Below are 16027 nucleotides of genomic sequence, written 5' to 3'. Positions count from 1 at the left end.
GTTGTTAAAAAAACAAAATTGCTGAATGTCTATTTGGGACTTCTTTTTTGAGGTCTTAAGCGTAAAATAATTATGTTTTTTTGTTCTGCACGCTATCCAGTTTTTTTACAACAAATAACCACTAATTGATTGTTTTTAAGCGTGGTGAAAAATAAATAAGAATTACCACCATCTTTAATTTTTGTTTCTTTCCTAATTTGATTAACAGTTTTCGGGAAGTTTCTTATCGTAATATTCGCTTTGTCTTCGGATAGAAAATTTTTGATTTTCTTTTTATGATATGGAATAACATTTTCAACTTTAAAAACTCTTCCAGGGAAATCAATTATTTCGTTTGATGTGTATAGATGTGAATGTTGATGTACTTTAAATACATTTAATTGTTTTGATACTTGATGAAATGCGCCAGATTTTAAAATGGCTGCATTCGGTACATATAAATAGGAGAGTGGTGCCGAATAATTTGAAGTTACGGTTTCTTTTAATTTAAAATCAAATCTTTGAAAGTCTTCTTTTCGAATGTTGATTGTCTTTATTTGAATCTCTTCTTTGTAGTTTTTTTCTAATAAAAAAAGTACTTCTTTCACTTCGTTTTGCAGAGCAATTATATGCACCTCTTTTACAAAATTTAATTCTGAGATAACACTCGAAATATCTAATATTGGAGAGTTTTTTAATAGAATTTGTGCTGTTTTTGTGAATAAAAAATCAATATTTTCTGGTACATTCGGTAGACAATCTTTTAGTAAAAAAACTTTTCCCTTCACCTCATTTCTTCTTGAAGGGTCAATATAAATGCAATCAAAAGTTGTGTCTGTATTTTTTAAAAAAGTTATGCCATCATCACAAACTGTCTGAATGTTTTTTATGTTTAATTGTTGATAATTGTGTTTTACAATTGTTGATAGGTCTTCGTTAATTTCACAGTGAATTACCTTTTTAAATTGCTTAGAAAAATAGCAACAATCAACTCCAAAACCACCAGTAATATCAATGATGGCATTTCCAGAAATAAATTTTGATTTGTAATCTGCAGTAATTTCTGATGATGTTTGTTCAATGCTGAGTTTTGGCGGATAGTAAATATTTTTAGCAGAAAACCAAGTTGGTAACTTTTGTTCAGATTTTTGTTTTGCAATAATCTGATTTGCCAATTCTTGTATAGAAATCAAATCAAAAGGGCTCCCTTTTAAAATCAGTTTAGTGATGTTAGATTTTAAATTGTTAGCAATAAATTGCTGAACTTTCGGATGTAATATGGCAGTATTCAAAGATTTTCTAAATATCTTTTGTGATAGATTTTACAATTTTATTATCTGACAAAAACTCTTTTAAAATCACTTTTAAGGCCGTGTATAAGGGAATAGCAGTAATCATTCCAACGACTCCAAAAAGTAATCCACCGATAATAATAATTAAAAATATTTCTAAAGGATGGGATTTTGTTGTTTTTGAAAAAATAAGTGGTTGACTCACAAAATTATCAATGAATTGAGCAATTAAATACCAAAACATAATCCATAATGAGGTCGATAATATTTGGGTTTGAAAATCTAATCCAATATTACTTGTCATTGATAAAACAAACATAATAACAGCACCAATCATTGGACCGACGTAGGGAATTAGGTTTAATAACGCACACAAAAAGGCAATAACTACGCCATTCTGAATATCAAAAGACAATAATATAATTGTGTACAACACAAATAAAATTGTAATTTGAAATAGTAATCCAATAAAATATCTTGAAAGTAAATCATTAATGGTTTCTAGAGACTTTGAAAACCTTCCTTCTGTTTGATTGGGGATAATTGTCATTATACCTTTTTTTAGTAATTGGCTATCTTTCATAAAAAAGAAAGAGATAAATAAAACGGAGAATAAACCAACACTTAAAGATCCAACAGCACCTAATACAGAATTTAATAAATTAGGAATTTCTTTAAATTGAGACATAAAATCGACTTCCTTTAATTCACTTAGAACATCAATTCCTTTTGACGAAAAATAAGCTGTAGTTTGACTAAATATTTGTTGAACATTTTGCTGTAGTTTATCGACTTCTAGCAAGGATAAACTTTTTCCTTGTTCTGCAACTAAAGGTATAAACATAACAATTAAACCTGTTAAAAGGCCTAACATTAAAGCCATTGTAAATATGACAGCGATGGTATTTGGGAATTTTAGTTTTCTTCTTAAAAAAAGAATAATGGGTCTTGCAATTAAAGATAAAATTCCTGCAATAATTATGTAAACGATTACAGATTGAATTATGTACAGAAAGTAAACAAATAGTAAAATTCCTAAAACAATTCCTATGGCTCTTAAAATTCCGTTTGCGATGGTTCTTGAATTCATTATTTATAGGCTTTTACGTCTCCCATACTTAATTTGTTTCCACTAGAAAATGCATGATTTGTAGGCAATAAAGTGCCACTTTCTGTAAGCTTCCAATCTTCCCAAGTCGCTGAGATTCCATTCAATTTCATACTTGGCACAAACATTTTAAAACTGTTAGGAACATAATTAGTATCTAAAACCCAAAGATAAGAATCTCCAGGGGTTGTTCCTCCAGTTGTATATTTTACTAAAAGAGCCTCTTGGGTATCTACTTTTTGAATACTCCTAATAATTCCGTTTTCGAATAGTTTATGCGGTGCAACTAGCCAAAAAGAATCGTTATTAAAAATATCCCAAGCTTTTTTTACAAGCGAGGAGTCCGCAATTTCTTGTTTTTTATTATGGAAATAAACAGCACTATTTTCTCTATTTCTTGTATGTAAATTTACGCGAATAGTATCCCAAGTAACTTCTGCTATATTTTTTTCTTTATCCCATTTAAAATGTCTTCTACCTCCAAAACTCCATTCTAGATATCGTGTTTTTCTATATGCTTCGTGATGGATAGCTTTTAGAATTTTAGAAGCAAGTTGATCTGCTTTCGTATTATAAGCTTTTACATCTCCCAGATTTAACTTCATTCCAAATAAAGAAAGTTCGTGTTTTGTGGGTAGTTTTATGCCTGCTGAAGTATTTTTCCATTCAGACCATGTTGCAGAAACACCACCCATAGGAATTATGGAAGTCCACATTTTAAATGATGTTGGAAAATAGTTTTCGTTTAAAATCCAGAGGTAAGAATCTCCTGGAGTTAATCCCCCTGAGGTATAGGTGATTAAAAGAGCATCTTTATCATTATACTTTACAATACGTCTTTCCGTACCAGCATCAAAAATTTTATAGGGTGCAACCAACCAAAAAGAATCATTATTAAAAAAATCACTTGCTTTTTTTAATAATTCTTGATTTTCTACTTTTTCATTATCAATAAAAATTTTAGATTCGGAAGGCTTACTGGTGTGTAAAATGACCTTATTTTTATCCCAAGAAACTTCAACAATGTTTTCTTGTTTGTGCCATTTATAAAAGTGTTTTCCTCTAAAACTCCATTCTAAAGTTTCCGATTGTAAAAAGGCATCATTGTTTAATGCATTCAACATTCTAATGGCTAAAGCATCTGCTTCTTTTCCTTTTTCTCCTTTAGGTAAAGGTTCGTGGTTTACGAAATAATAAATTCCGAGTGCTATAACTAATAGCAGTAAAAGAATTCCAATAAATTTAAAAAGCTTCTTCATTTTTTTACATTAAAAAATCTAAAGCTAAAATATCATTTTTTAAATGAAGAAACTATTTGTTCTACTCATAATAATCTAATATGTGTTTTTATGACCTCCGTTTTTTAAATTATTCTCGAATTTAAGTTTTTAAAAATCTGGAAAAATAGTTGTAAATTTTTTAGGATTTTCTTTGGTGATAGAAATTGTATCTTTTGTAAAAGGATGTATAAAATCTAGTGCAGATGCATGTAAATACAAACCTCTTCCGTTTAAAACAAGTCCTTCCTTAAAATATTCTTTGTCTCCTAAAATCGGATTTCCAATGGAAGATAAATGTTTTCTAAGCTGATGTTTTCTGCCAGTCTTTGGGCTAAGTTTCACCAAATTTAAAAAAGTGAAGCGTTTAGAAACTACCGTTCGCAAAACATCAAATTGCGTTAATGCTATTTTTTCATCAATATGAAAATTCATTTCACCATTTTCTTCCATTTTCCCAATCGTAATTGCAAAATATGTTTTTTGAATTTCGTTATTTTTAAATAATGCACTTAGTGCATTTATGGATGAACTTGTTTTTCCAATTAATAAAAGCCCACTTGTTGGATAATCTAATCTGTGAATTGGTTGCGGTCTTACAGCATCGAGTTGATTACTTTTTTTTAAGTTTTGAGTTAATCCATTTGCTATGGTTACAAATCTATTTCCACTAACCAAAATACCAGCAGGTTTGTAAATAATGGCTAAATAACTATCTTCAAATAAAACTTCTAAATCTAATTTTAATCTTTCAAAAGTGGATGAGTTTTCTGATTCAAAAAGCTCAATTTTTTCTCCACCAGAAATAAATTTAGAGGTTGTTGCTAAAAGTCCATCAATAAAAATAAGTTCTTTTTTGATTGCTTTTTTTATGCCAGATTTAGTCGGAATTGTATTAAAAATTCCAACTCCGTATTCTTGAAAACGAATTGATTTTTCTAACTTTTCTACAATATGAGTTTCCGCTAATTGCATTATTTTGCAAATAACTGGCTCATATCTCTAAAAGCTTTAAACTCTAATGCATTTTTTTCGGGATCAGTAAAAAACATTGTTGCTTGTTCTCCTACCTTTCCCTCAAAACGAATGCAAGGTGCTATTTCAAATTTTGTATTTTTAGCTTTTAATTGATCCGCTAAAGAATGCCAGTCTTCCCAAGTTAAAACGACTCCAAAATGCGGTACAGGAACATCGTGTCCATCAACTGGATTGGAAATTCTCTCTGGGTTAAATCCATCTTTCTGATGAATAACTAATTGATGTCCAAAGAAATTAAAATCTACCCAATGTTCAGAACTTCTACCTTCTTCACAGTTTAAAATATCTCTGTAAAACGTTCTACACTTTTCTAAATCTTGCACTGGAATTGCTAAATGGAATGGTTGTATCATTAGTTTAATTTAAAATGTTTTTACCATATTTATTTAAAAGTGAGTTTATTTGACTTTGTTTAATTATAAATTGATAATCTCCTAACTCATCAAGTGCTCTTTCTGCGTGATTGGAACATCTTTCTGAAGTTAAAACTATTGTTTTGTCTATAATTTTAAAGTCGATAAATTCTAAGGAATTAAAAGGCAAACTGTTCAAACAATTTTTATAAAGTTCTATTGTTTGGTTTAATCTATTTTTATCCTGCTTTGAAACAACTTCGTTGTTGATTTTTAATATATAGCTTTCTATTTCTTTTCTTTTTTCGCTTGAAATTAAAAGGAGTAATTCTTTTTTACCTTTTTTACTAAAAATGGAATCTAAATAAATCCGATGACCATTTGATAAATCATAATTATAAGTAGTTGAGAAAAATTCGCAATATGCACCACAGCCATCTGCATTTAGAGTAACGGAATACATTTTTTTATTAAGTGTGTTTATACTGTACGTTAAATCAGAAAGTATAGGAATAGAATTTTCTTTTGTTCCCCAAACGTTTTCAAAAATACTTTTGTGCTCTTTATTGATGTCTATATCAAGAAAATCTTTAAAAATTTCAGAATTTACTTTTTTATTTATATGTAAAGGTTTACCTACTAATAAAGGAAAATCATATTTTAATTCTGGAGAATTTGGTTTTGTTTCCTCAATTTTTTTTACACTAAAATTTTCATCAGAACTACAACTGAAAAATATTAGAATTAAGAGTAAGTTTAAAATGTTTTTAATCATAGTTTCTATTTATAAAACCTAAAAACCAACAGCCGTGTCATCTCCGCGTTTATCTGCTCCACCCTCTAATTTTCCTTCTGGCAATATTAAAATAGCAGAAACTTTACCAATAATTCTAGAAGAAGTTTCGTCAATTAAATAATTAAGGTTTTTTAACTCAGCAATTACTTCTTTATTAAAACTATTAGGTTCCATTTTAATAACATCTGGTAACCATTGATGATGAAATCTTGCAGCATTTACAGCCTGCTGCATTCCCATTTTATATTCATGCACGTTTAGAATAGTCTGTAAAACAGATGTGATAATTGTTGATCCTCCAGGAGTTCCTACAACCATAAAAAGTTTTCCGTTTTTTTCTACGATTGTTGGTGTCATAGAACTTAACATTCTTTTTTCTGGAACAATTTCATTGGCTTTTGCACCAATTAAACCAAACATATTTGGCACACCAGGTTTGCTGGAAAAATCGTCCATTTCATTATTAAAGAAGAAACCTAATTCAGACGAATATAATTTGGAACCATAAGCGCCATTTAAAGTTGTTGTTACGGAAACCGCATTTCCAAATTGATCTACAATAGAGTAATGTGTGGTTTCATCACTTTCAATAATTTCGATAGTACCATGAGAAACTTCAGAAGATTTAGTAGCTTTTTCAAAAGAAAAATTAGCCATTCTTTTTTCAGAGTATTCTTTAGAAATTAATTTTTGTTGCGGAATTGTTACAAAATCAGGATCACCTAAAAAGTAACTTCTGTCTGCATAAGCGCGTCTTTCTGCTTCTGTAATTACTTGAATTGACTTTGCACTATTATGCCCAAATTCATCCAAGTTAAAAGGCTCAATCGCTGTCATAATTTGAGCTAAACAAATACCTCCACTAGAAGGAGGAGACATAGAAATTACTTTTAAATCGTCATACTTAAAAGTAACGGGAGTTCTCCATTTGGCTTCATATTTAGATAAATCTTCTAAGGTTATAATTCCTCCGTTTTCTTGAATAAATTTCACCAAACGTTTTGCAGTTTCACCATTATAAAACTCCTCTTTTCCGTTCTGTTGTATTCTAGTTAAAGTTTCTGCTAAAGCAGGATATTTTATTGTGTCATTTTCTTGCCATTTTTCACTAAAAATAATAGAATCTTTATTCGCTTTTAAAAATAATGGTTGAAAGTATTTAATTCTTTTTTCTTGCTTTTTGGTAACGATTACACCGCGTTTTGCTAATTCAATTACGGGTTTTAGTATTTCTTCAATAGAAAGTGTTCCAAATTTTTTATGTGTTGCAAAAACTCCTGCAATTGTTCCAGGAACACCTACAGCCATTGCTCCAAGTGTGCTTTTTCCTTTAATTACATTTTCTTTTGCATCCAAATACATGTTTTTGGTTGCAGCTAAAGGTGCTTTTTCTCTATAATCTAAAGCCCCAATTTCTCCGTCATTTTTTCTATAGACCATAAAACCACCACCACCAAGATTTCCTGCAAAAGGATATGCAACCGCTAAAGCTAATTCTGTACCAACCATTGCATCAAAAGCGTTTCCTCCTTTTTTTAAGATATCCGCACCAATTTTAGAAGCTTCTTCCCTGGCGGTAACAACCATTGCTTTTTGAGTTACCAATCCTGTTGTTTCTTCTTTATTAATTGCTGTTTCGCAGTTTATAAATAATAAAGATAGTGTTATAAGTATACTGATATTTCTCATAATTCTAATTAATTTCTTGAAGTTTTTGTACCGTAAAATTTTGTAAATCTTTAAAGAAAATGGTAAAGTCATCTTCAAATTCTTGATGTAAAATAGTTAAATCTTCGATGGCTAAATTCATTTGAGATTTTCCTTTTGTTCTGGTATTCATTCCGTTTAAAACACGTTCTATACCATCTTTAAATTGATAATTGAAAAGGATGTTATACTGAATCATGTATTTAATGAAATTCTGAGTTTTTAAAGGCAATTCAGGTGAAATTTCATAGAAAAATTTATTAATGGAGTCTGTGTAAATATCTAATGGGATTACCGAATAATTTGACCAGTTTTTTGCTAAAAAATAATCATAAAAAATATCTATAATTACACCATCGTAATGCCTGTAGCGCTCGTGTAAACGTCTTTTACTTTTTCTAACAACTTCGTGAGCATCGGTAAATGTATCTATTTCTCTGTGCAAAAAAACACCTTGCTGAATTTTTTCCGAAAATCCATCGTAATTATTACCTTTAATATGATCTGCAATAAAATTTCCAATCATAATATTGGTATTGTTTTCCGATAAGTAGAGATGCGCTAGAAAATTCATTCGTTAAAAGTAAACAAAAAACAATAAGAGAGTAAAAAAAATATAAACTCTTTATTTCCTTTTAGAGACCAAAAGTTCTTCTAAACCAATTTTTTCTGGACGATAAGAATTTACAATATGATCACTTGGGTAGCCAAAAGAAAGGCCACAAACTAATTCATATCCTTTTGGCACATTGAAATGTTTATCTACTGGTTCTCTCCATAAATTTAAAGCTCCTTGTGCGCAAGTCCCTAAACCTTTACTCGTGGCGGATAACATTAAGTTTTGCATAAATAAACCTGCATCAACTAATGAAGTATACCCCATTTTTGGGTCTACAAAAATCCAAATACCAACAGGAGCATCAAAAAAAGTAAAGTTACGCGCCAAACTAGCAGCTCTTGCTTTTTTATCCTCTCTTTTTATACCAAGTACTTTATACAAACCAAAACCAGTTTTTACTCTTCTTTCTTGAAAAATTTCTGGATATTTACCTTGTATGGTCTTGTACACTTTATTCACATTCAGTTTATATTTATGGGCAGTGTAAATTTTGCTGAATATGTTTAGTTTTCTTAATTTTTGGCCAGTATTGTACTTAAAAGTAAGATCTTCTCCTATTTTTTTTAGTATATCACCTTTTGCAACAACAACTTTAAAAGGTTGTGTGTTGGAGCTTGAGGGAGCCTCTAAAGCTTCTTTTAGAACTTGATTGATAATTTCATCAGAAACGGGTGTGTTTTTAAAATCTCTAATACTTCTTCTGTTTTTATTTGTTTCCTCGAAAGTCACTGGCTAAAAGTTTAATTATTGTTAAAAGTAACTAAAAAACCACAACTAAAAAGTTGTGGTTTAGAGTATTAAATATGTTTTTTATTTTAATTATTTAACATTACAGGCATTACCAACATAGTAACTTTTTCCCCTTCATCTGTGCCATCAATAGGTGTCAAGATTCCTGCTCTGTTTGGCAATGACATTTCAATTAAAACATCATTAGAACTTAAGTTGTTTAGCATTTCACTTAAAAAACGTGAGTTAAAACCAATTTGCATGTCATCTCCTTGGTAGTCGCAGCTCAAACGCTCATCCGCTTTGTTAGAAAAATCTAAATCTTCCGCAGAAATATTTAATTCAGTTCCTGCCATTTTTAATCGAATTTGGTGTGTAGTCTTACTAGAGAATATAGAAACACGTCTTACAGAGTTTAAAAAAGAAGCTCTATCAACTGTTAATTTATTTGGATTTTCTTTAGGAATTACAGCTTCGTAATTAGGATATTTCCCATCAATTAAACGACAAACTAAAACCACGTTATCAAAAGTGAATTTTGCATTTGCGTCATTATATTCAATTGTAACCTCGCTATCAGAACCACCTAAAATTCCTTTTAATAAATTTAAAGGTTTCTTTGGCATAATAAATTCTGCTGTCTGATCTGCAGTAACATCCGTTCTTGTGTATTTCACTAATTTATGAGCATCCGTAGCAACGAAGGTTAAGCTTTGTGAACTAAATTGAAAGAAAACACCACTCATTACCGGGCGTAAATCATCATTTCCTGCAGCAAATATTGTTTTAGAAATTGCCGTACCTAAAATATTTGCAGGAACCACTGTTTTACTTGGTGAAGGTAATGAAACTGCTTTAGGGAATTCATCTCCGCTAAAATAAGCCATATCATACTTCCCTTGATCAGAACTAATTTCAATCGTGTTATCACCTTCTGTTTTAAATGTTAAAGGTTGGTCTGGAAAGGTCTTTAAAGTATCTAATAACAAACGTGCAGAAACCGCAATAGAAGCAGAACTATCGCTTTCTACATCGACTACAGAACTCATTGTTGTTTCCAAATCTGATGCAGAAACTTTTAATTGATTTTCAGATAACTCAAACAAAAAGTTATCTAAAATTGGTAATGTGTTGTTGCTATTTATAACGCCTCCTAAAACTTGTAATTGTTTTAATAATTGAGAACTGGATACAATAAATTTCATGTAATATTTTTTCTTAATGTGTTCTACAAATATATTCTAAAAAAGTGACTTTAAAAATTATTTTATTAACAGGTTATGAGCATTTTGTTGATGATTTTAGAAATGTTATATTTATGTTAATTCATTCATTTTTATGTATAAAAAACTACATTTGTTTACACGACTAATTTTAAAATATGAAGAAATTTTTACTTTCGATACTAGGTTTTTCATTAATTTCTGTTTCACTATTTGCTCAAAGTCCCCAAAAATTAACATCAAATAAGATTTTTGAGAAAATTCAAAAACTCAATTTTTTAGGAACTGCGTTATATATTGCTGCACACCCAGATGATGAAAATACACGATTAATTACTTATTTAGCAAATAGTGTAAAAGCGAGAACAGGTTATTTGTCTTTAACTAGAGGAGATGGAGGACAAAATTTAATTGGTCCAGAAATTAGAGAATTGTTAGGTGTCATTAGAACACAAGAATTGCTGGCAGCAAGAAGAATCGACGGTGGAGAGCAGTTTTTTACAAGAGCTAATGATTTTGGGTATTCTAAACATCCAGATGAAACACTAAAGATTTGGGATAAAGAAAAGGTTTTGAGTGACGTTGTTTGGGCAATTAGAACGTTTAAACCAGACGTAATTATCAATCGTTTTAATCATGAAACTCCTGGAACGACTCACGGTCATCATACAAGTTCTGCGATGTTAAGTGTAGAAGCTTTTGATTTGGCCAATGATAGTACTCAATACTCAACACAATTAAAACATAGTAGTTTATGGAAGCCAAAACGTTTGTTTTTCAATACATCTTCTTGGTTTTATAAGGATAAAGAAGCGTTTAAAATCGCTTCTAAAGATTTTACAAAATTTGACATTGGTGTATATTATCCTTTAAAAGGTTTGTCTAATAATGAGTTAGCTTCTATGGCAAGTAGCCAGCATTTGTGCCAAGGTTTTGGCAGGATTACCACAAGAGGAGAACAATCTGAATTTTTAAAATTTTTAAAAGGAGATGCTTTAAAGGATAAAAAAGATATTTTTTCAGGAATTAATACCACTTGGAATCGCATTAAAGGCGGTGGAGAGATTGGAGCTATATTATATGAGGTTGAAGAAAAATTTGATTTTGTAAATCCGTCTAAACACATTCCAAAATTATTGGAAGCTTTTCAAAAAATTCAACTTTTAGAGGATTCCCATTGGAGAAAAATTAAAGAAAAACAAATCAAAGAAATTATTGAAGCATCTGCAGGGCTTTATTTAGAAGCTTCAGCAAACGCTTCTAGCGGAACACCAAATTCAAAAATAGACGTCAATTTTGAAGTATTAAATAGGAGTGAAGCTTTTATCATTTTATCCTCAATCACATCTAAAATTGATGAAAAGTCAATTGTAAAAGAGATTAACTTATCTAATAATAAAAAAATAAATTTTAAAGAGACGATTACTTTAAATACAAATCAATACTCTGATCCTTATTGGTTACGAGAATCTTCTTCTTTAGGAACTTATACGGTTAATAATCAAATATTAATTGGTAGTCCAGAAACACTAAGGCCAGCAAAAATGGATTTTAATTTGGTTATAGAAGGAATTCCGATTACCATCACTAAAAATGTAGTGAGAAGATATGCTGAACGTGATAAAGGTGAAATTTATGAGCCTTTTGAAATGATGCCTTTAGTTACCACAAAACTAAAAGACAAAGTACTTATTTTTTCCGATGAAACTGTAAAAAAAATAAGTGTTGTGGTAAAAGCGGGAGCGAATTTTACTTCTGGCAAAGTAAGCCTTCAAGTTCCAGAAAATTGGCAAATATTACCTAAAGAAATTGTATTTAATATTGCTCAGAAATATGATCAAGAGACAGTTGATTTTTTGGTCACACCGCCAAGTAATGAATCTGTTGGAAAATTAAAAGTAGTTGCCATTGCAGATGGAAAAGAGTATTCAAAAGAATTAATAGAAATAAATTACAATCATATTCCTAAACAATCTGTGCTATTAAACTCTGAAGCGAAAGTAGTTCGTTTAAATATTGAAAAAGTAGGTAATGAAATAGGTTATATTAAAGGTGCAGGTGATGCTGTTCCAGAAAGTTTGCGTCAAATTGGATATACCGTTGTTGAGATAAAACCATCAGAAATTAATGTAGAAAATTTAAAAAAATATGATGCAATTGTTTTAGGGATTAGAGCTTATAACATTGTGAAAGAATTAAAATTTAAGCAAAAATTCCTATTAGATTATGTGAAAAAAGGGGGTAATATGATCGTGCAATATAACACCAATAGAAGAGTGAACGTAGACCCTCCGTATCCATTGAAACTTTCCAGAGATAGAGTTACAGATGAATTTTCTGAAGTAACTATTTTAGATGAAACGCATGAATTGTTGAACTTTCCAAATAAAATTACAGCGGAAGATTTTAAAGGTTGGGTGCAAGAACGTGGTTTGTACTTTCCTAATGCTTGGGATGAAAATTTTACAGCTATTTTATCTATGTACGATAAAGGAGAGTTGCCAAAAAACGGAAGTTTATTAATTGCAAAATATGGTGAGGGAAATTATATTTATACAGGTTTAAGTTTCTTTAGAGAATTGCCAGCAGGCGTTTCTGGTGCATATAAATTATTTGCAAATATGTTGTCTGTTGGGAAAAAGAAATAGTTTTAATGAGCGACTTTATATTCTTATTTTTTGGACTATTATGAAAGATAATAAGTAGTAATAATCTATTAGAAGTAATTATAGACTCTAGCTTTAGTAGGGGTGTTAAAAAATAAATAGTAATTTATAAGCAAACAATTCAGTTAATATATATTCTTAATTATGAATCAAGAAAAATACACCTGGAAAAAAGAATATTCATTCGTTCTAATTGCGAATTTAATTTACGTAATCATTTTCTATTTCATTTCAAATTATTTCACATCATAAGCTATGGGAATTTCAAACAAGTTGCATTATATAGATTGGATTATTTTGTCGGTTACACTCGTTTTTATTGTTGCTTATGGAACCTATATTACAAGAAAAAATGCGAATGTACAAGACTATATAAAAGGAGGGAATGACTCTAAGTGGTGGACTATCGGTTTGTCTGTAATGGCAACTCAAGCGAGTGCAATTACGTTTTTATCAACTCCAGGACAAGCATTTCACAGTGGCATGGGGTTTGTTCAATTTTACTTTGGTTTGCCGATTGCTATGATTATTATATGCGTTGTTTTTATTCCTATTTATCACAAGTTAAAAGTATATACAGCATATGAATTTTTAGAAGGTAGGTTCGATTTAAAAACAAGAAGTTTAGCCGCAATTTTATTCTTAATTCAGCGCGGCCTGGCGGCAGGAATAACCATTTTTGCGCCTGCAATTATTTTAAGTGCAGTTTTAGGTTGGGATTTATTGACTTTAAATATTATCATTGGATTTCTAGTAATTATATATACTGTTTCTGGCGGGACTAAAGCCGTAAATGTGACGCAAAAACAGCAAATGATTATCATTTTTACAGGAATGTTAATTGCGTTTTTCATGATTATGAGTCAACTTCCTGCAAATATTACCTTCAAAAATGCATTAGAAATTGCTGGAGCGAGCAATAAAATGGAAGTGTTAGATTTTTCTTTTGATTTAAGTAATAGATATACAGTTTGGACAGGTGTTTTAGGAGGGACCTTTTTAATGCTTTCCTATTTTGGAACAGATCAAAGTCAAGTTCAACGTTATTTGTCAGGTAAATCTGTTAGAGAAAGTCAATTAGGTTTAATTTTCAATGGATTGTTAAAAGTGCCAATGCAATTCTTTATTTTGTTAATTGGAGTTATGGTTTTTGTGTTTTATCAGTTTAACCCTTCACCATTAAACTTTAACCCTGGTGCTAATGAAGCAATTGAAAAATCTATTTATGTTGAAGAGTACCAACAATTAAGGCAGGAGCATATCAATATTGAAAATAATAAAAAAGCACTTTTTGCTGATGGTTTTCAAATTGAAGAAAAAGAACAAATTCAAGATTTAAATACGAGAGATTTAGCCTTAAAAGCAAAATCAAAAGTAATTATTGATAAAATTGATAAAGAAAATACACTGGATAAAATAGAGTCAAATGATAAAGATTACGTTTTTATTCACTTTATATTAAACAATCTGCCAAGGGGGTTAATTGGGCTTTTATTGGCGGTAATTTTGTCAGCAGCAATGTCTTCCACTGCATCAGAACTAAATGCTTTGGCCAGCACTACGACCATGGATCTATATAAGCGAAATATAAAAGAAGAAAAGAGCGATGAGCATTTTGTAAAAGCATCTAAATGGTTCACATTAGCTTGGGGTATTATTGCCATTTCTGTTGCTTGTGTGGCAAATTTATTTGATAACTTAATTCAATTGGTAAATATTATTGGTTCTATTTTTTATGGAAATGTTTTAGGTATTTTTTTATTGGCATTTTTCTTTAAAAAAGTAAACGGAAATTCAGTTTTTAAATCTGCTGTAATAACTCAAATCCTAATTTGTTCAATTTATTATTTTGGAATTTATAAATTAGAGTCACAGGATTTAGAACCTGTCGTTAGTTATTTATGGTTAAATTTTATAGGTTGCATTTTAGTCTTATTTTTTTCATTGGCATTTGTTTTTAAATCGATTAACAGACAAAGTAAAATTACTTTAATAGTTACATCTCTAGTAATTTTTAAAATTACATATGATATTTTAAATGATGTGTCTTTGAATATAATTCACGTACTTTCTTTAATCGTTTTATTTTTCTTTCTAGGTTTTTTCAGTATTGATAAAACAATATTGAATGAAAAATAACAATATTAAATGGGGAATTATTGGCTTAGGCAAAATTGCACATAAATTCGCCACAGATTTAGCGTCTACAGAAAATGTAACGTTAGTTGCAGTAGCTTCAAGAAGTCAGCAAAATGCAGAGGAATTTGCAGAAAAATATCAAGTAAAAAAAGCATTTAATTCTTATATAGATTTGGCAAAAGATCAAACAATTGATGCTGTTTATATTGCCACTCCACACAGTTTTCATAAAGAACATACGATACTTTGTTTGCAAAACAAAAAGGCAGTTTTATGCGAAAAACCATTTGCTATGAATTTGCGAGAAGTAGAGGAAATGATTGCTATTGCCAAACACAATAATGTACTGTTAATGGAGGCTCTGTGGACTTTCTTTTTGCCTCATTTTAGGTATGTTTTAGACATCGTTAAAAATAAAAAGTTCGGAAACTTAAAGAATTTAGAAGCAGATTTTGGCTTCTACACTCCTTACAATACAGAAAGTAGATTGTTTAAAAAAGAGGTCGGCGGAGGTAGTTTGTTAGATATCGGAATTTATCCAATTTTTGCAGCATTATCTACTTTGGGAAAACCAAAAAAGATAGAATCGGCAGCTACTTTTTTTAAAAACGGGGTAGATTCAAGTTGCTCAGTAGTATTTGATTATGGTAGTGCGAAAGCACATTTAAAAAGTACATTATTAGAAGAAACACCCACTGAAGCTGTTTTTACCTTTGAAGATGCCATTCTAAAATTAAACACTCGTTTTCATGAAACACCTTCTGTAACTATTTATAAAAATGACAAAGAAGAAATTCTTGATTTTAAATATAAAACTATTGGTTATAGTTTTGAAGCGGAACATTTTAGCCAACTAATAAGAGAAGAAAAAAAAGAAAGTAATATCATGACTTTTGAGTTTTCTAAAGACTTGATAGCTACTTTAGATCAGGTTAGAGAAATTATTGGTTTGGAGTATTAGAATAAAAGGGAGAATATATAAGGATCTAATCTTCTGAAATGGTTTGTTTTTCTAGTGTCGTTAACGAACTTTATTTTTTAGTCAAAAATAATGAAAAGCCACGATGTTATAAACTAAAAAAATCTCAAGTGTCAACTTGA

13 protein-coding genes are annotated in these 16027 nt (G+C 30.1%); 3 read left to right on the top strand and 10 right to left on the bottom strand.

Annotated features, from left to right (window positions below):
- Window positions 1-92 precede the first annotated feature (92 nt).
- The 10 genes from ATE90_RS07930 to dnaN form a co-directional block, all read right to left on the bottom strand.
- Window positions 93-1271 carry a class I SAM-dependent methyltransferase gene (locus ATE90_RS07930; protein ID WP_036785343.1) on the bottom strand — a complete coding sequence of 393 codons (1179 nt, stop codon included), beginning with the start codon at window positions 1269-1271 and terminating at the stop codon, window positions 93-95.
- Between the two features lie 7 nt (window positions 1272-1278).
- Window positions 1279-2361, bottom strand: coding sequence for an AI-2E family transporter (locus ATE90_RS07925; protein WP_036785345.1), 1083 nt, complete (start codon window positions 2359-2361; stop codon window positions 1279-1281).
- Window positions 2361-3638, bottom strand: coding sequence for a hypothetical protein (locus ATE90_RS07920; protein ID WP_101451192.1), 1278 nt, complete (start codon window positions 3636-3638; stop codon window positions 2361-2363). The genes ATE90_RS07925 and ATE90_RS07920 overlap by 1 nt, the downstream gene beginning before the upstream one ends.
- A 129-nt stretch (window positions 3639-3767) precedes the next feature.
- Window positions 3768-4631: an RluA family pseudouridine synthase gene (locus ATE90_RS07915; protein WP_036785350.1), complete on the bottom strand. Its 864-nt coding sequence runs from the start codon at window positions 4629-4631 to the stop codon at window positions 3768-3770.
- Window positions 4631-5047, bottom strand: a complete 417-nt coding sequence (locus ATE90_RS07910) for a VOC family protein (RefSeq protein WP_036785353.1) — start codon at window positions 5045-5047, stop codon at window positions 4631-4633. Before ATE90_RS07910 ends, ATE90_RS07915 begins: the two co-directional genes overlap by 1 nt.
- Before the next feature lie 4 nt (window positions 5048-5051).
- Window positions 5052-5822: a hypothetical protein gene (locus tag ATE90_RS07905; RefSeq protein ID WP_036785355.1), complete on the bottom strand. Its 771-nt coding sequence runs from the start codon at window positions 5820-5822 to the stop codon at window positions 5052-5054.
- Between the two features lie 18 nt (window positions 5823-5840).
- Window positions 5841-7532: a gamma-glutamyltransferase gene (ggt, locus tag ATE90_RS07900; protein ID WP_036788124.1), complete on the bottom strand. Its 1692-nt coding sequence runs from the start codon at window positions 7530-7532 to the stop codon at window positions 5841-5843.
- 4 nt (window positions 7533-7536) lie between these two features.
- Complete coding sequence (locus ATE90_RS07895; RefSeq protein WP_254712306.1) at window positions 7537-8124, bottom strand: acyl carrier protein phosphodiesterase; 588 nt, start codon at window positions 8122-8124, stop codon at window positions 7537-7539.
- A gap of 51 nt (window positions 8125-8175) precedes the next feature.
- Window positions 8176-8898 carry a nitroreductase gene (locus ATE90_RS07890; RefSeq protein WP_091953552.1) on the bottom strand — a complete coding sequence of 241 codons (723 nt, stop codon included), beginning with the start codon at window positions 8896-8898 and terminating at the stop codon, window positions 8176-8178.
- 86 nt (window positions 8899-8984) lie between these two features.
- Window positions 8985-10103, bottom strand: coding sequence for a DNA polymerase III subunit beta (dnaN, locus tag ATE90_RS07885; protein WP_036785362.1), 1119 nt, complete (start codon window positions 10101-10103; stop codon window positions 8985-8987).
- Between the two features lie 176 nt (window positions 10104-10279).
- Between dnaN and ATE90_RS07880 the strand changes: the two genes are divergently transcribed.
- From ATE90_RS07880 to ATE90_RS07870, 3 genes are all read left to right on the top strand, one after another.
- Window positions 10280-12769 (top strand): PIG-L family deacetylase, encoded by a 2490-nt coding sequence (locus ATE90_RS07880; RefSeq protein WP_101451190.1) that lies wholly within the window; start codon window positions 10280-10282, stop codon window positions 12767-12769.
- 273 nt (window positions 12770-13042) lie between these two features.
- Window positions 13043-14926 carry a sodium:solute symporter gene (locus ATE90_RS07875; RefSeq protein ID WP_101451188.1) on the top strand — a complete coding sequence of 628 codons (1884 nt, stop codon included), beginning with the start codon at window positions 13043-13045 and terminating at the stop codon, window positions 14924-14926.
- Window positions 14916-15887 (top strand): Gfo/Idh/MocA family protein, encoded by a 972-nt coding sequence (locus tag ATE90_RS07870; RefSeq protein ID WP_036785370.1) that lies wholly within the window; start codon window positions 14916-14918, stop codon window positions 15885-15887. Before ATE90_RS07875 ends, ATE90_RS07870 begins: the two co-directional genes overlap by 11 nt.
- The last annotated feature ends 140 nt before the right edge of the window (window positions 15888-16027 follow it).

It is taken from the genome of Polaribacter sp. Hel1_33_96, from assembly GCF_002846595.1.
Classification (GTDB): domain Bacteria; phylum Bacteroidota; class Bacteroidia; order Flavobacteriales; family Flavobacteriaceae; genus Polaribacter.
This window is presented reverse-complemented; position numbering and strand designations above follow the sequence as displayed.